Raw genomic sequence first — 21,277 nt, forward strand, 5'->3', positions numbered from 1 at the left:
TAAGGAGTTAGCGGGTTTGATGCCAGCACTATACCCTGCGTCTTTGACGCCGCAGGGGTGTTAGCGGCTCTCACGCACCCGAATCACTGACTTATGTCAGCTCATCGGGATTTATTCGTTTGCTGCCTACCTGCAACGCCAATGACTTTGGGCATAATTTTGCGTCTTTGACGCCGCAAGGGTGTTAGCGGCTCTCACGCACCCGAATCACTGACTTATGTCAGCTCATCGGGATTTATTCGTTTGCTGCCTACCTGCAACGCCAATGACTTTGGGCATAATTTTGCGTCTTCGACTCCGCAGGGGGGTTAGCGGCTGTTACACCGCGCGGAATGAGATTTCCGTTGGGATAGCTTCCCCTTGCCAGTACATCTCTGCCGCCACATTTGATGCCAGTTGGCGATAGATATCAGCAAATTCACTGTCAGGGTGGCTAATAACCGTTGGTTCGCCGCGATCAAGATCTTCGCGCAAAGAAATATGCAATGGAATTTGGCCCAACAGTTTGCAATGGTACTTCTGCGCCAGTTTCTCCGCCCCGCCGGTGCCGAAAATAGGCTCCAAATGGCCGCAATTGCTGCAAATATGCATGCTCATATTTTCAATAATACCCAACACTGGCACATGCACTTTCTCAAACATCACAATGCCTTTCATGGCATCGATTAAGGCAATGTCTTGTGGCGTTGTCACCACCAATGCTCCCGTCACCGGAATATTTTGCGACAGCGTCAACTGGATATCACCGGTACCCGGTGGCATATCAATCACCAAATAATCCAAATCCGGCCATAAGGTGTCTTGCAGCATCTGCATCAATGCCTTACTGGCCATTGGGCCGCGCCACACCATAGCGTTCTCATCAGTGACCAGATAACCAATCGAGTTAGTCGCCAGACCGTGAGCCATGATCGGTGCCATATGCTTGCCGTCAGGGGACGTTGGTCGCTGATTCATGGTTCCAAGCATATTGGGAATGGAAGGGCCATAAATATCGGCATCCAGAATGCCGACTTTGGCCCCCTCTTCCGCCAATGCCAGTGCCAGATTAACGGCGGTACTGGATTTCCCCACACCACCTTTACCCGAGCTGACAGCCACAATATTACGCACGCCTTTGATACCCGGCTGATCATTGGCACGTTTGAGCGTGGTGATATTATGTGACAGCTTCCAATCAATAGCTTTAGCACCAGTCACTGCCAGCAATTCCCCGCTGACCGACTCTTTCAATGCATCAAAACCATATTGCCAGGCAAACGGCATCACCAGCTCGATATGCAACACATTGTCCAATAAGGCGCAATGGTGAATAGCACGCAGGGTATGGAGATCCTTTTGCAAGGTTGGGTGAGTAAAGGCCGTAAGAACCTTTGAAATTTGTGATTGCAGCAGGTCAGGGGTGGTCTGCTCGGGGGATTTTGGGCTCATCCCGGCTCCTTGAATTTATCGTTATTAACCAATGATAGTGTACCAGAACTCAGTTGCCCCTGTGTCACCAAAGTAAACCGATTATGACTTAAGGCAAAGTGCAGGTTGCCTTACCCTAGCGGCAAGCCAGCATATCGGTTAACATCAAAGACCCTTTAATCGACATAAAGAAAGCAATTTCCCACTATGGCTCAAGTCGCGAAAAAAATATTGGTGACGTCCGCGCTACCATACGCTAACGGTTCTATACATCTCGGCCACATGCTCGAGCACATCCAGGCAGATATCTGGGTCCGTTTCCAGCGAATGCGCGGCAACCAGGTTCATTTTATCTGTGCAGATGATGCCCACGGCACCCCGATCATGCTGAAAGCTCAGCAACTGGGTATCGAACCAGAGCAGATGATTGCCGAAATGAGCCAGGAACACCAACAGGATTTCGCCGGTTTCGCTATCAGTTATGATAACTATCACTCCACTCACAGTGATGAAAACCGTGAACTGTCGAGCCTGATATACAGCCGTCTGAAAGCAAACGGTTATATCAAGAATCGCACCATTTCTCAGCTCTATGACCCTGAGAAAGGCATGTTCCTGCCCGATCGTTTTGTCAAAGGCACCTGTCCGAAGTGTAAAGCGCCAGATCAATATGGCGATAACTGTGAAGTGTGTGGCGCAACCTACAGCCCGACTGAACTTATCGATCCAAAGTCGGCAGTTTCTGGTGCGACTCCGGTGATGCGCGAATCTGAACATTTCTTCTTCGACCTGCCGGCCTTCAGCGATATGTTGCAAGCCTGGACGCGTTCTGGCGCGCTGCAAGAGCAAGTTGCGAACAAAATGCAGGAATGGTTTGAGTCTGGCCTACAACAGTGGGATATCACCCGTGATGCGCCCTACTTCGGTTTTGAAGTACCGGATGCGCCAGGTAAATATTTCTATGTCTGGCTGGATGCCCCAATCGGCTATATGGGGTCGTTTAAGAATCTGTGCGACAAGCGCGGCGATCTGGACTTTGATGAGTTCTGGCGTGAAGGTTCTGAAACCGATCTTTATCACTTTATTGGTAAAGACATTGTTTACTTCCATAGCCTGTTTTGGCCTGCCATGTTGGAAGGCAGCAATTTCCGCAAACCGACCAATATCTTTGTTCATGGTTATGTCACGGTAAACGGCGCGAAAATGTCGAAATCACGCGGCACATTCATTAAAGCCAGCACCTACCTGCAACACTTTGATGCCGATTGCTTGCGTTATTACTACGCCGCGAAACTCTCTTCGCGCATTGATGATATTGATTTAAATCTGGAAGATTTTGTCCAGCGTGTTAATACCGATATCGTCAATAAAGTTGTGAATCTGGCTTCGCGTAATGCAGGTTTTATCAATAAACGCTTTGGCGGTAAATTAGCCGACCAGTTGGCAGATCCGGTGCTGTATAAAACCTTCACTGATGCGGCTATCAGCATTGCAGATGCCTATAACAGCCGCGAATCAGGCAAAGCTATCCGTGAAATTATGGCACTGGCTGATATTGCCAATCGTTATGTTGATGAACAAGCCCCGTGGGTGATAGCGAAAGAGGAAGGTCGCGATGCCGACCTACAAGCGGTTTGCTCCTTGGGTATCAATCTGTTCCGCGTACTGATGACTTACCTGAAACCGGTATTGCCATCGCTGACTGAACGTACTGAGGCTTTCCTCAATACCGAACTAACGTGGGATAGCATTCAACAACCGCTGTTAGGCCATCAGATCAATACCTTTAAAGCCCTGTTCAATCGTATCGAGTTAGATAAAGTTAACGAAATGGTTACTTCGTCTAAAGCGGATATGGCACCAACAGTGGTAGCCACCGGGCCATTAGCTGACTCTCCGATTCAGGAAACCATCAGTTTTGATGATTTTGCTAAAGTGGATATGCGTATTGCGCTGATTCAGCAGGCAGAATTTGTTGAAGGCTCTGATAAGTTATTGAAACTGACTTTGGATATCGGCGGCCAAACTCGCCAGGTCTTCTCTGGCATCCGTTCTGCATATCCTGACCCGAAAGTATTGGAGGGCCGATTGACCATGATGGTGGCTAACCTGGCACCACGCAAAATGCGCTTCGGTCTTTCAGAAGGTATGGTGATGGCGGCAGGCCCTGGCGGTAAAGATATCTTCCTGCTTAGCCCAGACAGTGGTGCCCAACCCGGCATGCAAGTGAAATGATTTGATGTATGACAGTGTTCTCTGACGAAAGTGGTTGTCAGGGAATAACTAAATTGTCAGGAAATAGCAAAAATGCCGGTCAGGGGAAACCTAACCGGCATTTTTTATCGCACAATGTTGGTAATGGTGGACAACCGCTCCCGTTGCCATGCCTCCAACCAAAACAGCATATTAATAAATAAGCTTAATGAGAAAATAAGAAACAGAATACTGTCCAGCAAAGAAACCTTAATTAGCGCATTAATAATAATATTCTTATGATGTTTCATCTCGACAAAACCTGATGCGAAAAACCAAAATACGCCGATGGCGCCTAATAAATTTAACATCACAACCGGCCAATGCCACCTTGCCAGTAAAAAGAAAATCCACGACAGTAACATCAGGGAAATAATGGCATCATCCAGTTCAAATAATAGAAAGAAACTTATATATAATGCACTAAAGCAAGCAATAGCGAGACCAAACGGATACTCTTCCGTTATAACAGCAGCAAATTGTTTTTTTCGCTCACAATCTGGCAGCTTCACATCATAAATATTTATAAATATCAGATACAGTAAAAATAAATCTGATAAGAATGAGGTAACTGTATTGTGTATAACCATTTCAATAATGGGGAAAAGATGAAAAATCAACCAATAAGGCGTCAGATTTTGGTAGGTTAACCGATTGAAGCAAGGCAGCAATAAGACTAATGAGTAGACTGCGGGGAAAACCTGAATCGATAAAGACAAGACTTCATCTGCTAAATCAGGAAATAGTATTATTATTAAAAAAATGAGTACCGTCAATGCTAATAAATAGCGAATAAATAGAAATAAAAACTCACTGCGTGACAGATAAAAATAGATATTCTTATAGGTAAAACAGCACAAACTCAATTGTGTTCTATCAGCACTCTCCTGCCTGAATTTATATAGACTGCTAACTTTTTCCATAGTGACTTTAATCCTTTAAATATCATTAACTTTAAAATTGCAAAACCTATCTATATTATGGAATTGAACCTCTATTATTGATTACTACACATTTTCATTAGGGTATCAGTACTGAGCAAACAACGAAATAAAAAATTAATCCTAATAAAAATAAGGGAATACTCAACGCAAGAATAAACCATTGTAATAGAAAGGTTATTAAGCCTATTTCCTCGCAGCATAATAATCCATTAGCCCTATTTTGCTGCTTATTTAAGCCATCCAAACTAAAAGATATAACCCAATCCAAAAATTCATAACAAAGTTAATTCCTAATCAAAATAGTTATGGTTATGATGCTGTACAGCGGCGAATAGACGTCTAGACACAAAGATAGCCATAACAACGACAACACCACTCACTTTGCATAACTTATCGACACCATGACGGAGTTTTGGATGAAAAAAATTGCTTCCCCTTTACTGGCCCTGAGCCTACTGACAGCACTGCCGGTATTCGCAGCGGACACCGCCACGGTAGCCCCGATCCCAGATGCTATCGCCAAACATCCAGGGCAGATTAAAATTGCCGTGATCCGTAACCTGGGATCTGATGACAACACCACTCAATTTTTGTCCGGTGTATTAAAAGAAGGTAAAAAGCTCGGTTTCAAAGTCGATACCTTCTTGAGCAACGGTGACGACGCCCGTTTTCAAGACTTTGTGAATCAGGCCATCAGCCAAAAATATGACGGCATCATTCTCTCTCAGGGGCGTGACCCGTACTCAACCGAACTGGTTAAACGGATTGCAGCCAGCGGCATTGCGGTATCGGTGTTCGATACCGCTATTCAGGGCGAGATTCCCGGCCTGACCGTCACTCAGCAGGATGATGCATCCCTGACCAATGAATCCTTTGGCCAATTGGTCAAAGACTTCAACGGTAAAGCCAATATCATCAAGCTTTGGGTTGCCGGTTTCCCACCGATGGAACGTCGCCAGGCCGCTTATCAGGCACTGCTAAAACAGAATCCGGGTATTCATGAACTGGAGTCTATCGGAGCCGTGTCTTCTGATGTGCAGGGTGATACCGCCAATAAAGTCGGTGCCGTATTGGCAAAATATCCGAAAGGCAAAATCGACGCAATCTGGGGAACTTGGGATGCCTTTACTCAAGGCGCTTATAAAGCCTTACAGGAAAATGGCCGTACCGAGATCAAACTCTACAGCATTGATATATCGAATCAGGATTTACAACTGATGCGTGAAGCCAATAGCCCATGGAAAGTCAGTGTTGCCGTCGATCCTAAACTGATTGGAGCCGTTAACTTACGTTTGGTCGCCAAGAAGATTGCTGGGGAAGAGACGCCTGCCAGTTATGAGTTCCGTGCTGCATCCATTCCACAAGCCTTGCTGGCCAGTCAACCCGGCGCGGTTAACGTGGCAGGCTTGAGTAAAATCATTCCGGGCTGGGGCCAATCCGATGATTTCAACTCACCCTGGTTCGCCACCCTTGCCGCCAAAAACGGCCAGTAAATCTAACCGACTGGGAGTGAAATAGATGGCAACGCAAGCTTCCTTGCCACAACCCGAATACAGCCGCAATATGCGGCTGATTGGCCATAGCAATCAGGGCGGAAAACCCGACGGTGTACAGGTAATGGTGCACCGTGGCTATGCCTATGTCGGCCATATGGTATCGCAAGGGGTATCAATTATTGATGTGCGGGATGCGAAAAATCCGCGCCCGGCAGGTTTTATCGCCGCTCCCCCCAATACTTGGAACGTACACTTACAAGTCCATGATGACCTGCTGCTGGTGATTAACGCACGCGACCTGTTTGCCGACGCCAGTTTTGCGCAAGAGAAAGTCTATTACACCCGCTCCGTGGCACAAACCGTCAGTACCCGGCAGGAAGGTCGCAGTTGGTGTGCCGGTTTACGTATTTTTGATATTTCGATACCGGATAGACCGCGTGAAATTAGCTTCCTGCCGCTTGATGGTATTGGTATTCATCGCATCTGGTATGTTGGCGGCCGCTGGGCTTATGTTTCTGCATTGCTGGATGGCTACAGTGATTATATTTTCCTGACCATTGATCTGGCTGACCCGCAAAAACCACAGGTGGCGGGGCGTTATGCTTTACCCGGCATGCACACTGCGGCGGGTGAGCAACCAAGCTGGCCAGAAGGCAAACGTTACGCATTGCATCATGCCATTATCAGCGGTGATACAGCCTATGGCAGTTGGCGCGATGGTGGACTGACCCTGCTGGATGTCTCTGACCGGCATGAGCCGAAACTGATCAGCCATCGCAACTGGAGCCCCCCCTTTGGTGGCGGCACCCATACTGCACTTCCATTGCCAGACCGCGACCTATTAGTGGTGCTGGATGAGGCGGTGCTGGATAATCAGGAAGATGGTGAAAAGCATATTTGGCTGTTCGATATTCGTGAGCCAAGCAATCCGGTGAGTATCTCAACTTTTCCGGTACCTGATGAGCGGGATTACGTCAAAAAAGGGGCACATTTTGGCCCGCATAACCTGCATGAGAACCGCCCAGGCAGCTTTATCAGTTCGTCACTGATTTTTGCCACCTATCAAAATGCCGGAGTGCGCGCTTACGACATCAGTAACCCATACCAACCGAAGGAAACCGGTGCATTAGTGCCTGCAGCCCCGGAAAAAATGGTGGATAAACGCCCTGGTCGGCCACAAGTTATTCAGTCATGTGATGTGTTTGTTGATGCACAAGGGATTATCTACAGCACCGATTATAACGCTGGGCTGTCAATCATCGAATATTTAGGTTAATTATCCTCTTCGTCCTTGACGTTACTGCTATGTTAGCGGTAACGCCCATGACCTTGGCGATATCAATTACTGGCAGATCGATTCAGGCCGATCTGCTGCTTACAAAAATTTTTCCTCCCTCCCCCCTCTCTTTATCGCCGCAATAGTCTAATGTAGTTGGTTGAGCCACTGTCGTAGCGCTGTGCGAGTCATTCTTTTTATTAGAAATAATCCGCATAGATATATCTTATTATCCAAATAATTAAAAAAGAAAATGCCATGAAAGGATTTCCATCACGTGTCACCAATTTATTGATTGCTTCGCTGGTCCTGACTATTGGGCGAGCTATCACCCTGCCCTTTATAACTATCTATTTGGCTGAGCATTTTCAGTTGGCTCCCGATAAAGTCGGGCTGGTGTTAGGGGCAAGTTTGACGTTAGGTATTTTCACTAGCCTATATGGTGGCTATCTGGTGGACAAATTCAATAAAAAGCTATTGATTTTGCTCGCAATAAGTCTGTTTTCTGCCACATTTTTTACTTTGCCATGGATTGAGCATCCGGCCTGGATCATTCTGATTTTGGCGCTGCTGCATTCGGCCTACTCGGTTTACAGTATCGCGCTCAAAGCCTGTTTTGCTGATTGGCTGCCAGTAAATGAACGTATTAAAGCCTTTTCAGCTAACTACACACTGGTCAATGTCGGCTGGGCGGTGGGGCCGGCGATGGGGGTTTTGGTGGTTGGTTTTGGCTCACAATTGCCTTTTATCATTTCGGGTGTATTGGCGTTGCTGGTCGCGGTGGCGTTGAAATTCAGAATAAGCAGTACCGATATGTTAGCAACAGAACATTCAGCCGGCGAATCAGTACCGGATTTCCGCCAAACATTTACTATCTTACGTTGTGATAAACGGCTGATTTACTTCACCCTGGGCAGTATGCTCAGTGCCATTGTCTTTGGCCAATTCTCGGGTTATTTATCTCAATATCTGATTACGGTGTCAGATGCTAAATTTGCCTATCAGGTGATCGGTGCAGTAATGACCGTTAATGCAACTATTGTGATTACCCTGCAATACTTATTAAGTCGCCGTATGAATCAGCAGAACTTAATGCGCTGGCTGATGTTTGGCACCCTGTTCTTTATCATTGGCCTACTCGGATTTATGGCGGCTCAAGATTCAATTCCACTATGGATGCTGGCAATGGCGATTTTCTCATTGGGCGAAATTATTGTTATCCCAGTCGAATACTTGTTTATCGATTTTATTGCTCCAGCGAATCTCAAAGGCAGTTACTATGGGGTACAAAATCTCGGTCAGTTAGGCGGAGCGATTAATCCGGTACTTTGTGGCTTCTTGCTAGCATGGGCCGCACCGCAGATGATGTTCTATATGCTGATTATCGCGGCTATTTTGGGGCTGGCATTTTTCTATCGTGGCTATCGATTGGCTAAGACGCAGTCGGCTCAACCCCATCAGGTATCAGAACATACCCAATAGGCGCCCAGATGCAGCAAGGCGGGCTGCGAATAAGTTATGTGTAGTAGCAAATCAACACGCTCACAGTTTGATACATGATGAGTCTATTATTCATAGTGTGACAGCTAGCACATAATCAAACTTAATTGTATGATGAATGCACTCCGTAACTCAGGACCTTTTCTATGCGCAATGTGACTTCACTTTGCTGGCAGTACCTGCGGGCTTTCGCCATTATTTATCTGTGCTTATGGGCGGGTAAAGCACTGGCTTTGCTGCTGCCTATCACCATCCCTGGCAGTATCATTGGGATGCTGATTTTATTTGCTCTGCTGGCATCCCAGATATTGCCTTCAATCTGGGTGAAACCCGGTTGCCACCTACTGATCCGTTATATGGCGCTGTTGTTTGTGCCGATTGGTGTCGGTGTGATGCAGTACTACGACCAACTGACTAAACAGTTTGGTCCCATCGTAGTTTCCTGCTTTGTCAGCACCCTAATTGTCATGTTGGTGGTGGCTTACAGTTCTCATTATGTTCACCGCGAACGCAAAGTCATTGGTTCTCCTACCCATACCGAGGACGACAAATGATCAGCAATTTATGGTGGTCACTGCCACTCACCTTAATCGTATTCTTTGGTGCGCGTCGCTTAGCCCGCTGGCTGAAAATGCCACTGCTTAACCCATTATTGATATCGATGGTTGTTATCATTCCATTGCTGCTGGTCACGCATATGCCCTATGCCAACTATTTTGCTGGCAGCAAAGTATTGAATGATTTACTGCAACCCGCCGTGGTGGCGCTAGCTTTCCCGCTATATGAACAATTGCATCAAATTCGCGCCCGCTGGAAATCCATTATCAGTATCTGTTTTATTGGCAGTATTACCGCCATGGTTAGTGGTACGGCGGTTGCCCTGTGGATGGGAGCAACCCCGGAGATTGCGGCTTCGGTATTGCCTAAATCTGTCACCACACCTATTGCCATGGCCGTCGCTGAGTCTATCCATGGCTTACCCGCCATCAGCGCAGTATGCGTCATTTTTGTCGGTATTTTGGGTGCGGTATTTGGCCATAGCTTGCTAAATTTATTAAAGATAACCACTAAGGCCTCGCGAGGTTTAGCCATGGGTACCGCCTCCCATGCACTGGGCACCGCCCGTTGTGCTGAAATGGACTTTCAGGAAGGTGCATTTAGCTCACTGGCACTGGTAATCTGCGGGATTATCACTTCACTGTTGGCTCCTTTCCTATTCCCGGTGTTACTCCATTTGTTCGGCTAATGGCGTGAGACCCTGACGCGCAAACGCACATCAGGGTCTACAGTAACAAGGGGAAATAGCGCCTGTTTTCAGGTTTAAATTTGAGATACATCTCTCATTTGAGATTTTACTTGCATCGATTTCATTGGTAATGAGATCTTAATCACATCAAGAAGCCCCTAAGCTGCCTAAAATAGTTTCCCGTTACTCTTGGAGAGACTCCCTATGCAAGCACGTTTTCATGCCCCTTGGGCTAAGCTACCCGCTTCACTGCAATCAGCACTTGAACCTATTCTGAGCGCAAACGATTTCCCTGCCATGTTGACAGCGAAGCAAGTGGAAACGGTAAAAAGCATCAGTGGGTTGGATGACAATGCGCTGGCATTCGCGTTGTTGCCGCTGGCTGCCGCGTGTGCGCTGGCGCCAATCTCTCATTTTATGGTTGGTGCTATCGCTCAGGGGAGCAGCGGCAACCTCTATTTTGGCGCCAATATGGAGTTTAGCGGTGTACCGCTACAACAAACCATTCATGCCGAGCAGTGTGCGGTTACTCATGCCTGGTTACGCGGCGAAGCCAGCCTGGTCGCAATTACTGTTAATTACACTCCCTGTGGTCATTGCCGCCAGTTTATGAATGAGCTGAATAGCGGAACCGACCTGCATATCCATTTGCCGGGCCGCCCTGCCGCAACCCTGGGTCACTATTTGCCTGACTCTTTCGGCCCGAAAGATTTGGATATCACCACGCTGCTGATGGATCCGGTGTTTCATGGCTACACCGTGGCTGAAACCGATGCACTGACTCAGGCAGCCCTCGAAGGTGCGAACCACAGTCATGCTCCTTATAGCAATGCTCATAGCGGTGTTGCATTGGAAGCGGCTGATGGTGCTATCTATGTGGGCCGTTATGCAGAAAATGCCGCCTTCAACCCCAGCCTACCACCGCTGCAAGCTGCATTGATCCTGACCAACATTACCGGTGGGGATTGCGCGGCCATTCGCCGTGCGGTGCTGATTGAGGGCAGTAATCCGACACTGACTCAGTGGGATGCCACACTGGCAACACTGGCAGCCTTAGGTTGCGATGATGTAAAACACGTGACATTTTTGCCTAAATAACCCCCCACTAATTGGGGGTTACATGGCTAACCCCCAGTTATCACGCTAATCCTACCGATTCCCCTAAATAGCAGTGAAACTCATTCCCGCGTGTACGGCCTGATAAGTCATCTGGTATTCCAAGCCATAAGCTGGCCTGAGCGATGCCGATCATAGCACCGAGACCTCGCAACGAATGACGCCTGGTTCCAATAAACTGCTCAGCTAAATCTGCAAGTTAACTCGCACTTTTACCGATTACAGACATATTTAACTAACAAAAGCTGTACATATTCTTCTTATCTTTTAGGATCAGGGCAACAATTGCTATCAATACCCATAGTCATATAAGAGTAAAACTCATGGAACTTGAATACGAAAGTAAGCGCACCCTCTATATCCCCTACGCTGGTCCGATCCTGTTAGAATTCCCTCTCCTTAACAAAGGCAGCGCCTTTACTAATGATGAGCGCAACCACTTTAACTTACACGGATTGTTGCCTGAAGCGGTTGAAACTATTGAAGAACAAGCTGAGCGCGCTTACCGCCAGTATCAAGATTTTAAAAATGACGACGACAAGCATATCTATCTGCGCAACATTCAAGACACCAATGAGACTCTGTTTTACCGCCTGCTGGACGCCCATCTCAGCGAGATGATGCCAATTATCTACACGCCTACCGTTGGCGAGGCTTGTGAACACTTCTCTGATATCTATCGTCGTGCGCGTGGGTTATTTATCTCTTACCCAAACCGTGAACACATTGACGATATGTTACAAAACGCCACTAAACAGAACGTGAAAGTTATCGTGGTAACCGACGGTGAGCGTATTCTCGGCCTTGGCGATCAGGGTATTGGCGGCATGGGGATCCCCATTGGTAAATTGTCGCTGTATACCGCGTGCGGTGGTATCAGTCCAGCCTATACATTGCCGGTAGTGTTAGATGTCGGGACCAACAACCCGCAACGCCTGAATGACCCGCTGTATATGGGATGGCGTCATCCGCGTATTTCCGGTGATGAATATTATGCTTTTGTTGACGAATTCATTCAGGCGGTCAAACGCCGCTGGCCAAATGTGTTGTTGCAGTTTGAAGATTTTGCGCAGAACAATGCCACCCCGCTGCTGAACCGCTACCGTGACGAGCTATGTTGTTTCAATGATGATATTCAGGGCACCGCGGCGGTCACGCTGGGTAGCCTGATTGCTGCCAGCCATGCCGCAGGCAGCCAGTTACGCGACCAAACCGTCACCTTCCTCGGCGCCGGATCAGCAGGTTGCGGTATTGCTGAACAGATCATTGCACAGATGATTTCAGAAGGTTTGAGTGAAGATCAGGCACGGGCGCGAGTCTTTATGGTTGACCGTTTTGGTCTGTTGACTGACAAACTACCTAACTTATTGGATTTCCAAAGTAAACTGGTGCAAAAGAGTGATTCGCTACAAAGCTGGAATCTGGCCAGTGACTCAATTTCACTGCTGGATGTGGTGCGCAATGCTAAACCGACCGTGCTGATTGGTGTCTCAGGCCAGCCGGGGTTGTTTACTGAAGAGCTGATCCGCGAGATGCACCAGCACTGTCCACGGCCGATTGTAATGCCATTGTCTAACCCGACATCACGGGTTGAAGCACGGCCAGAAGACATTATTAACTGGACCGATGGCGCCGCACTGGTTGCCACGGGCAGCCCATTCTCACCGGTTAGTTATAAGGAGAAGCTGTATCCGATTGCACAATGCAATAACTCTTATATCTTCCCAGGGATTGGTTTGGGTGTGTTGGCATCGGGCGCCCGGCGGGTGACCGACGGTATGTTGATGGCAGCCAGTCGTGCATTGGCTGACTGTTCACCACTAGCATCGAACGGTGAAGGGGCATTGCTGCCGCGTATCGACGATATTCAGGCTGTGTCAAAGAGCATTGCAATGCAGGTGGGCAAAGCGGCGCAGTTGCAAGGTGTCGCCATTGTTACCTCAGAAGAAGCGCTGGCAAAAGCCATTGAGCATAACTATTGGCAGCCGCAGTACCGCACTTATAAGCGCACATCGTTCTAGTTATTATTCGGCCTGTACTTCGGTATGGGCCGAATAACGAATCCCCCTGTAGCTTCAAGGACGAAGATAATACCCAAAGGCATTGGAGTTACAGCTAGACGGCCAGTGAAATAATCCCGATGAGCTGACTCATGTCAGTGATTTGGGTTAGCACGCGCAGCCAACAACGCTGTAGCTTCAAGGACGAAGGGTATAAGGCTTGCGCCGCATGCGCAGGTAAAGTAGCCTTGCAAATATGACCAGTAGATTGAATGCATCAAAGGCCTGAGAATGTGGAAACGCCTGATTATTAGCTTGATTACCATCGTAGGGTTGCTGATGGTGACTGCTATTGCGCTCGATCGCTGGATTAGCTGGAAAACAGCCCCCTTTATCTATGATGAGCTACAAGACTTGCCCCACCGGCAGGTCGGTGTGGTCTTGGGTACAGCTAAATATTATCGCACTGGTGGTATTAATCAGTTTTATCAATATCGGATCCAAGGGGCGATAAACGCCTATAACAGTGGCAAAGTCAGTTATTTACTGCTTAGCGGCGATAATGCGCTGCAAAGTTATAATGAGCCGATGACCATGCGCCGCGACCTGATCGCCGCCGGTGTCGCCCCCGCTGATATCGTGCTGGATTACGCGGGCTTCCGTACATTGGACTCCATCGTGCGCACCCGTAAGGTATTCGACACCAACGATTTTATTATCATTACCCAGCGCTTCCACTGCGAACGGGCACTGTTTATCGCCCTCCATATGGGGATTCAGGCGCAGTGTTTTGCCGTCCCGTCCCCCAAAGATATGCTCAATGTGCGAGTGCGTGAGATTTTTGCCCGTCTCGGCGCATTGTCGGATCTCTATATTCTGAAACGCGAACCACGTTTTCTTGGGCCATTAATCCCTATCCCTGCGATACATGTGATCCCCGATGACGCACAAGGTTATCCGGCCGTCTCACCGGAACAATTGGTTGAACTGGAACACCGGCTGGCAGAAGAAAAGCAGAAAAATCCTGCACCAGCACCATGATTTTGAATTAGCTTTTGCTATTGGATTGGGTTTATCAAAGGTCAAATGAGCTATGAGGCACTAACAACCGAAATCTAATCCGATCCTGTTTTTAATAATACACCCGTCCGGTTAACCCCTTTGCCCCAAGAATGCCCCTACATCACTCTCAACCTCCCCCATCTGCTGTAACAACTGCAAGGTTTCCAGTGCTTCCTCTTCATCCAGCCTGCTCATGGCAAACCCGACATGCACCAACACCCAATGGCCGATTAATGCCAGACTGGCCTGCGAGTCGGCAGCCACCAGCATAATATTCACCGAACGCCGCACACCGCACACATCCACCCAGGCAGTACCGGGCTGAGTTTCATCCAGTGCGACAATTTGACCGGGGATGCCTATACACATAGCCTAGCCTCTGCGTTATTCAATCGCCCAATTTCAGTTAAAAAAAGTAAACTCATTCCACCTCCAGTCGCTTAAGTATGACGCCATCATCAGATGCGCCGATGCGTAAATGGCTCCCGGCACACAATGGGCAACGTATCACTTTGCTACTCAGCAAATTAACCTGCTGCTGGCAATCAAAGCACCACACCTGTGACGGCTGCTGGCTAAGATGCAGCACACAACCTTCCGCCAGCGTGCCTCGGCATACCAACTCAAAACAGAACTCTAACGCCTGCGGTTCGACGCAGGAAAATGCGCCGGTTTCTAACCACACCCCCGTAATTCGCTGCGCGCCATGTAAGCGAGCCTGCTGTTCCATCATGGCAATAGCATGTTGGCACAAGGTTATTTCATGCATGACCGTGCTGCTCCTGTGGCGTATCCCTGACAATAGCGATGCAAAGAAGATGCCAGCCACGCGCTGATTTTCACTTGTTCGAAAAATCATCTAAACAACTAATAAATAACACTATTATTTAGATGTGGCCGCAACCAGATGATTAAGGTGAGCAATCACTGTCGAAGTGTCATTGATGAGCGGCGGTTTCGTCACTAATGTCGACACTTAACCACCGTAATTACGCCATTTTCACTGCCGTTTAAATCTCCGCTATTTACTCCCCCCGCCCCAATGCACAGCAGGCGTGCCTTCACCGCTCTTTTACAGCAGCAGCAGGCGTGCTGGCACAGAATATGCTTTGCAGCTTAGAAATGATTGCTATCAGCCTGACTGTCACCAGATTTTTGTCCCGGAGGGTATGGCTATGAACCGCTTTGTCATTGCGGAGTCGAGGCTTTGTATTGGATGCAATACCTGCATGGCTGCTTGCAGCCAGGTGCATAAAGCCAAGGGTTTACAAGAGCACCCCAGATTGACCGTGATGCGAAATGCCACGGTCACAGCACCGATTCTCTGTCGCCACTGCGAGGATGCATGGTGCGCGCGAGTTTGTCCGGTCAATGCCATCACGTTGACCAATAACGCCGTTGAGTTGGATGAAACCACCTGCATCGGCTGCAAGCTTTGTGGTATCGCCTGCCCGTTTGGCGCAATTACGCCCGCTGGCAGTAAGCCATTAGCCGTGCCGGAGAGCTTTCCTGAATATATTCCGATGACCGAGCTGTCTGATGTGCCATTCAGCCCGGCCAACATGAACCCGTTCCTGGCATGGACGGCCGGTGTTCGTGCCATTGCGGTGAAATGTGACCTATGCAGCTTCCAACCACAGGGACCGGAATGTGTACGGGTCTGCCCCACTAACGCACTGATGTTGGTGGATGAACACAGCATCGAGCAAGCCAATCAGGCTAAACGGCTCGCTGCGGCCCGTGGGTTTGCCAACGACCTGCCCTTTATCACCGGGGACAGCTCGCCCACCCTCTCTCACGAGGAGCAGAAAAGATGATGAACTCTCTGGAGCTACTGTGGCTCTCCTTACTGCTCTATCTGGCTGGTGCGCTACTTTCGCTACTTTTGGCTCGCCGGGAAACGCTGGCGATTTATGCCGCTGGGCTGGCTTCATTGCTGGGTGGGGTTGCTGGCTTGTTTGCCGCCGCGCCAACCTTACTGGGGGGCGATATCATTACCTTTATCACCGCCGGACCCTTCCCCTTCGCGGCCTTCAGTCTGCGCCTTGATCCATTGGCGGCCTTTATGCTGATGGTCATCTCACTGCTAGTGGTGGTCACTTCGCTGTATTCACTGGCTTATGTGCAGGAATACAAAGGGCGTGGGGCATGGGGAATGGGGGTATTTATGAACCTGTTCATCGCCTCGATGGTGGCACTGGTGGTGGTGGATAACGCCTTCTACTTTATTATTTTCTTTGAAATGATGTCATTGGCTTCCTACTTCTTGGTAATTTCCGATCAAGACGACGATGCTATCAGCGCCGGCCTACTCTACTTTCTGATTGCCCACGCCGGTTCCGTGTTAATCATGATTGCCTTCTTCTTATTGTACCGCCAGAGCGGCAGCCTGGAATTTTCCGCCTTCCGGCAGGTGCATCCAGAGCCGGTGATGGCTTCCGTTATCTTCCTGCTGGCTTTCTTCGGTTTTGGTGCCAAAGCTGGGATGCTGCCATTACATGGCTGGCTCCCACGCGCCCATCCCGCAGCCCCATCTCATGCCTCGGCCTTGATGTCCGGCGTGATGGTAAAAATTGGTATCTTCGGCATCATCAAGGTTGGTATCGATTTACTCGGTGCCAGCCAAATATGGTGGGGAGTGGTGGTGCTGGCCTTTGGTGCAGTGTCGTCGGTACTGGGAGTGCTGTATGCATTAGCCGAACACGATATCAAACGGCTGCTGGCTTATCACACAGTTGAAAACATCGGCATTATTCTGATGGGCGTTGGGGTTGGCATGATAGGTATCGCGGGCCACCAGCCTATATTGGCCGCCCTTGGCCTACTGGGTGCACTCTACCATCTGCTTAACCATGCAGTATTCAAAGGGTTATTGTTCCTTGGCGCTGGCGCCGTTATCTACCGGGTGCACACCAAAGATATGGAAAAGATGGGTGGGCTGGCAAGGATGATGCCGTATACCGCACTGGCGTTTCTGGTGGGATGTATGGCAATTTCAGCGCTGCCGCCCTTCAATGGTTTTGTCAGTGAATGGTTCACCTATCAATCGTTATTTACTATGACCAAAGATGGTGGATTTATTATTCGTCTGGCCGGACCGATTGCCATCGTCATGCTGGCAATTACCGGCGCGCTGGCGGCCATGTGCTTCGTTAAAGTCTACGGCATTAGCTTCTGCGGCCTACCGCGCACGGAAAAAGCCGCACAGGCGCGGGAAGTGCCGTGGCCAATGACGGCAGCCATGCTGTTGCTGGCCCTGCTGTGCCTGGCATTGGGGATTGGTGCCACCGAGGTAGCACCGGTGATTGCCCGCATTGCCAGTAGCCTGATAGCGGCCCCTGCGGCACAGACTTTACAGGTTGCACAAGGGCCGCTGTTGTTCCCACAACACAGTTCTCAAGCGATGCTGTCTACCCTCTACATCTTCTTCGGCTTATTAATCCTGCCACTGGTGATTTTACTGATAGCCAGTCTCTGCAAAGGCAGCCGTCTGGCATTTCGCCATGGCGGTGACCCATGGGCCTGTGGTTATGCCTACGAACAAGCAATGACCGTCTCCGCCGGTGGTTTTACTCAACCCTTGCGGATGATGTTTGCCCCACTCTATCGAATGCGTAAAACCCTCTCCCCCGCACCGATGATGCAACGTGCTCTTGAGCACTCGATCAGTGGTGCCGGGCGGGTAGAGCCGCTATGGGACGACAAAATTGTGGCCCCGCTTATTCGCCTGATCCAATGGCTCAGCCAGCGTATTCAATGGCTACAACAGGGTGATTTCCGCCTCTACTGTCTGTATGTGGTCGCCGCACTGGTTACCCTGCTGATAATCGCGGCTATTTAAGGAGACGAGCAATGCCAACTACTGATATGCCTGCGGTCTCTATGATTGCCTTCGCCATTGGGCAGGCGCTTTTCATGCTGGCGCTGGCACCATTGATGTCGGGTATTTCGCGCATGGTAAAAGCCCGCATGCACTCACGCCGCGGGCCGGGCGTGCTACAAGACTATCGTGATTTAGCCAAACTGTTAAAACGTCAGGATGTAGCACCGGCGAATGCAGGCATCATCTTCCGTCTGATGCCTTATGTGTTATTAGGCAGCATGTTGCTGATTGCGATGGCGCTGCCCATTTTCACGCTAGCATCGCCATTTGGCGTGGCAGGAGACCTGATAGCCCTGCTTTATCTGTTCGCGCTGTTCCGCTTCTTCTTCTCACTGGCCGGTCTGGATAGCGGCAGCATCTTTGCCGGTATCGGTGCCAGCCGTGAGTTAACCCTTGGTGTGCTGGTGGAACCGACACTGATTCTGTCGCTACTGGTAGTGGGGTTAATCGCCGGTTCGACCAATATCGGCACCATCAGTACTGCACTCTCGACCGGCCACTGGCAATCGCCGACCGCAACCGCGCTGGCGTTACTGGCCTGTGGTTTCGCCGTGTTTATCGAGATGGGCAAAATCCCGTTTGATGTCGCCGAAGCTGAGCAAGAGTTACAAGAAGGGCCGCTAACCGAATACTCAGGTGCCGCGCTGGGTCTGGTCAAATGGGGCATCAGCCTGAAACAAGTGGTGGTGGCACAACTGTTCCTCGCCGTGTTTATCCCGTTCGGCAAGCTGGCAGTACTCACTGGATTTGGCCTGTTGTGGGCGCTACTGGCCTGCATTATCAAGCTGGTGGTGGTGTTTGTACTGGCCTCCATCGTGGAAAACAGTATCGCCCGTGGGCGCTTCCTGTTGACCTCCCGTGTTACCTGGCTGGGGTTTGGTGTTGCTGCCTTGTCCCTGGTTTTCTATCTCACAGGTCTTTAAGGAGCTAATAAACCCATCATGGAGAACATGGCTCTTATGAATATCGCCCTAATGAACATCGCCCTTGCGACCATTCTGGTCCCATTTGCCGGTGCCATCCTCACGGCCTGCTTGCCACAGCAATGGGCAAAATGGTCCTGTACTTTCTTTTCACTACTGGCAACTCTCGGAACCCTGTTGCTGGCCTATATCTACTTAAGTGGCGGGAAGATTGATGTCACGGTTGATCTAATTCACTACGGCGATATGGCGCTGTTTGGCCTGACTATCGACCGCATCAGTACCTTGATTGCTTTCGCCGTCGTCTTTCTTGGGCTGTTGGTCAGTATCTATTCCACCGGTTATCTGACCCTGGGTAATCGCGAGCACCCGCACGAAGGCACTAACCGCTACTACGCCCTGTTGCTGGTATTTATCGGTGCAATGGCCGGGTTGGTATTGTCATCCACTCTGCTGGGTCAGTTGTTCTTCTTTGAAATCACCGGCGGTTGTTCGTGGGGATTAATTGGTTACTACCAGAGTCAGAAGTCACTGCGCTCGGCACTCAAAGCGCTGCTGGTAACCCATGTTGCGGCTATCGGCTTGTATCTGGCGGCCGCGGTGTTACTGGTTAATACCGGCACCTTTGCCCTAACGGCACTGGCGCAATTAGACAACAGCACCAAAATCATAGTGTTCGGCGGCATCCTGTTTGCCGCTTGGGGGAAATCCGCCCAGTTGCCACTGCATATCTGGTTACCGGATGCGATGGAAGCCCCGACGCCGGTCAGTTCATACCTGCACGCCGCCTCGATGGTCAAAGTGGGGGTTTATATCTTTGCCCGCGCTATTTATTCCGCTGGCGATGTACCCCAAATAATTGGCACCGTGGGCATGGTGATGGCAGTGATTACGCTGATCTATGGCTTCTTTATGTATCTGCCACAAAAAGATATGAAGCGGCTGCTGGCCTACTCCACCATCACCCAGTTGTCTTACATCTTCTTCGCTCTGTCGTTGGCTATCTATGGCTCAAAAATGGCCTTTGATGGCGGCATTGCCTACATCTTTAACCATGCGTTTGCCAAGAGTCTGTTCTTCTTAGTGGCAGGTGCGCTGAGCTATAGCTGCGGTACTCGTATGTTACCCAAACTCAAAGGCATCATGGGCAAAATGCCACTACTGGGCGTGGGGTTCTGTGTCGCTGCACTGGCAATCACTGGGGTGCCACCTTTTAATGGCTTCTTCAGCAAATTCCCTATTTTTGCCGCTGGCTTCTCGCTCTCTCACGAACATTGGCTACTGATACCTCTGCTGGTGCTGGCACTACTTGAATCGGTAGCGAGCTTTGGCTGGTTCCTCTACTGGTTCGGGCAAACCGTACCCGGTAAACCATCACCAGAGGTCGCCTGCGCCAAACCGCTGCCACTGGCGATGCAGGGGGTATTGGTGATTCTGGTGATTATGTCGGTGTGCTCAAGCTTTATTGCTGTCGCCTGGCTCGGATAAGGGAGTAGAAAATGACCGGAACACTTCTTGTCAATAATTTGGTCGTAAATAACCTCGCAGGGCTGCTGATCATTACCTCACTACTGGTAATCATCGCCAAGAAACCCGCCACTTCGGCGCTGCTTTATGCCTTGCAGTCACTGGTACTGGTGCTGATTTTTCTGGTACTGGCTGAAACCTTGGGTGCCCACGAGCTGTACCTGTGGTCGCTGAGTGCCTTTGTCACCAAAGTGGTGCTGGTGCCGTGGATTATGTATCGCGCTTTTCGCCAAATGGACGATCCCAAAGCCAATGGCGGCATCATTGGTACCGCCAGCCTGATTTTTATCGCCGCCATCATTATCTTGCTGAGCTACTTCGTGGTTGAACCGGTGCAACTGCCCATGGTCAGCGCACTGAAACCGGCGCTGGCCGTCTCATTGGGGCATTTCCTGATTGGCCTGCTGTGTATCGTCACCCAACGCAATATTCTGAAAAATATCTTTGGCTATTGCCTGATGGAGAACGGGGCTCATCTGATGCTGGCGCTGCTGGCCTTCCGCGCACCGGAATTGGTCGAGATTGGCGTTGCCACCGATGCCATCTTCGCGGTGATTGTGATGACGCTCATGGCGCGCAAGATTTACCGCACGCTGCACACGCTGGATGTTAAACAACTGACGGCGCTAAAGGGGTAATGA

Annotated in this window: 18 protein-coding genes; 14 read left to right on the forward strand and 4 right to left on the reverse strand. The window is 49.6% G+C overall.

From position 1 onward, the window contains the following. Positions 1 to 318: 318 nt before the first annotated feature. Positions 319 to 1,431 (reverse strand): iron-sulfur cluster carrier protein ApbC, encoded by a 1,113-nt coding sequence (gene apbC / locus V1955_RS14460; protein WP_083159354.1) that lies wholly within the window; start codon positions 1,429 to 1,431, stop codon positions 319 to 321. A gap of 186 nt (positions 1,432 to 1,617) precedes the next feature. Here apbC and metG point away from each other — a divergent pair, with 186 nt between their 5' ends. Next, positions 1,618 to 3,645 carry a methionine--tRNA ligase gene (gene metG, locus V1955_RS14465; RefSeq protein WP_083159355.1) on the forward strand — a complete coding sequence of 676 codons (2,028 nt, stop codon included), beginning with the start codon at positions 1,618 to 1,620 and terminating at the stop codon, positions 3,643 to 3,645. A 104-nt stretch (positions 3,646 to 3,749) separates the two neighbouring features. Here the strand turns inward: metG and V1955_RS14470 are convergent, their stop codons facing one another. Beyond that, positions 3,750 to 4,586 (reverse strand): hypothetical protein, encoded by an 837-nt coding sequence (locus tag V1955_RS14470; RefSeq protein ID WP_442821080.1) that lies wholly within the window; start codon positions 4,584 to 4,586, stop codon positions 3,750 to 3,752. Positions 4,587 to 5,023: 437 nt separating this feature from the next. Between V1955_RS14470 and V1955_RS14475 the strand changes: the two genes are divergently transcribed. The 8 genes from V1955_RS14475 (at position 5,024) to sanA (ending at position 14,282) form a co-directional block, all read left to right on the forward strand. Then, positions 5,024 to 6,100, forward strand: coding sequence for a sugar ABC transporter substrate-binding protein (locus tag V1955_RS14475; protein WP_193784687.1), 1,077 nt, complete (start codon positions 5,024 to 5,026; stop codon positions 6,098 to 6,100). A gap of 25 nt (positions 6,101 to 6,125) precedes the next feature. Then, on the forward strand, positions 6,126 to 7,379 hold the full coding sequence (locus tag V1955_RS14480; RefSeq protein ID WP_442821081.1) for an LVIVD repeat-containing protein: 1,254 nt from the start codon (positions 6,126 to 6,128) through the stop codon (positions 7,377 to 7,379). 258 nt (positions 7,380 to 7,637) lie between these two features. Continuing rightward, on the forward strand, positions 7,638 to 8,861 hold the full coding sequence (locus V1955_RS14485; protein WP_442821082.1) for an MFS transporter: 1,224 nt from the start codon (positions 7,638 to 7,640) through the stop codon (positions 8,859 to 8,861). 164 nt (positions 8,862 to 9,025) lie between these two features. Then, positions 9,026 to 9,433, forward strand: a complete 408-nt coding sequence (locus V1955_RS14490) for a CidA/LrgA family protein (RefSeq protein WP_083159360.1) — start codon at positions 9,026 to 9,028, stop codon at positions 9,431 to 9,433. Further along, positions 9,430 to 10,125 carry a CidB/LrgB family autolysis modulator gene (locus tag V1955_RS14495; RefSeq protein ID WP_032906846.1) on the forward strand — a complete coding sequence of 232 codons (696 nt, stop codon included), beginning with the start codon at positions 9,430 to 9,432 and terminating at the stop codon, positions 10,123 to 10,125. The genes V1955_RS14490 and V1955_RS14495 overlap by 4 nt, the downstream gene beginning before the upstream one ends. Positions 10,126 to 10,329: 204 nt before the next feature. Next, positions 10,330 to 11,223, forward strand: coding sequence for a cytidine deaminase (gene cdd / locus V1955_RS14500; RefSeq protein ID WP_372558455.1), 894 nt, complete (start codon positions 10,330 to 10,332; stop codon positions 11,221 to 11,223). A gap of 341 nt (positions 11,224 to 11,564) precedes the next feature. Continuing rightward, positions 11,565 to 13,262, forward strand: coding sequence for an NAD-dependent malic enzyme (locus V1955_RS14505; RefSeq protein ID WP_083159362.1), 1,698 nt, complete (start codon positions 11,565 to 11,567; stop codon positions 13,260 to 13,262). Between the two features lie 270 nt (positions 13,263 to 13,532). Next, positions 13,533 to 14,282 carry an outer membrane permeability protein SanA gene (sanA, locus tag V1955_RS14510; protein WP_083159363.1) on the forward strand — a complete coding sequence of 250 codons (750 nt, stop codon included), beginning with the start codon at positions 13,533 to 13,535 and terminating at the stop codon, positions 14,280 to 14,282. A 111-nt stretch (positions 14,283 to 14,393) separates the two neighbouring features. On the opposite strand, the gene V1955_RS14515 is transcribed toward sanA, so the two are convergent. Beyond that, on the reverse strand, positions 14,394 to 14,672 hold the full coding sequence (locus V1955_RS14515) for a HypC/HybG/HupF family hydrogenase formation chaperone (RefSeq protein ID WP_083159364.1): 279 nt from the start codon (positions 14,670 to 14,672) through the stop codon (positions 14,394 to 14,396). 52 nt (positions 14,673 to 14,724) lie between these two features. Further along, positions 14,725 to 15,072 carry a hydrogenase maturation nickel metallochaperone HypA gene (gene hypA / locus V1955_RS14520; RefSeq protein WP_083159365.1) on the reverse strand — a complete coding sequence of 116 codons (348 nt, stop codon included), beginning with the start codon at positions 15,070 to 15,072 and terminating at the stop codon, positions 14,725 to 14,727. A 406-nt stretch (positions 15,073 to 15,478) separates the two neighbouring features. On the opposite strand from hypA, the gene V1955_RS14525 reads away from it, so the two are divergent. From V1955_RS14525 to hyfE, 5 genes are read left to right on the forward strand one after another with little or no spacing between them, the layout of a single operon-like run. Then, on the forward strand, positions 15,479 to 16,120 hold the full coding sequence (locus tag V1955_RS14525) for a 4Fe-4S dicluster domain-containing protein (RefSeq protein WP_032906844.1): 642 nt from the start codon (positions 15,479 to 15,481) through the stop codon (positions 16,118 to 16,120). Beyond that, positions 16,117 to 18,144: a hydrogenase 4 subunit B gene (hyfB, locus tag V1955_RS14530; RefSeq protein WP_442821083.1), complete on the forward strand. Its 2,028-nt coding sequence runs from the start codon at positions 16,117 to 16,119 to the stop codon at positions 18,142 to 18,144. The genes V1955_RS14525 and hyfB overlap by 4 nt, the downstream gene beginning before the upstream one ends. 11 nt (positions 18,145 to 18,155) lie before the next feature. Beyond that, on the forward strand, positions 18,156 to 19,109 hold the full coding sequence (locus V1955_RS14535; protein ID WP_083159367.1) for a respiratory chain complex I subunit 1 family protein: 954 nt from the start codon (positions 18,156 to 18,158) through the stop codon (positions 19,107 to 19,109). 36 nt (positions 19,110 to 19,145) lie between these two features. Beyond that, positions 19,146 to 20,597: a hydrogenase 4 subunit D gene (locus V1955_RS14540; RefSeq protein WP_420073122.1), complete on the forward strand. Its 1,452-nt coding sequence runs from the start codon at positions 19,146 to 19,148 to the stop codon at positions 20,595 to 20,597. A gap of 11 nt (positions 20,598 to 20,608) precedes the next feature. Then, positions 20,609 to 21,274, forward strand: coding sequence for a hydrogenase 4 membrane subunit (gene hyfE / locus V1955_RS14545; RefSeq protein ID WP_083159369.1), 666 nt, complete (start codon positions 20,609 to 20,611; stop codon positions 21,272 to 21,274). Positions 21,275 to 21,277: the final 3 nt, after the last annotated feature.

Origin of the sequence: Yersinia sp. 2545 StPb PI, assembly GCF_052217125.1 — a bacterium.
GTDB lineage: Bacteria > Pseudomonadota > Gammaproteobacteria > Enterobacterales > Enterobacteriaceae > Yersinia > Yersinia enterocolitica_E.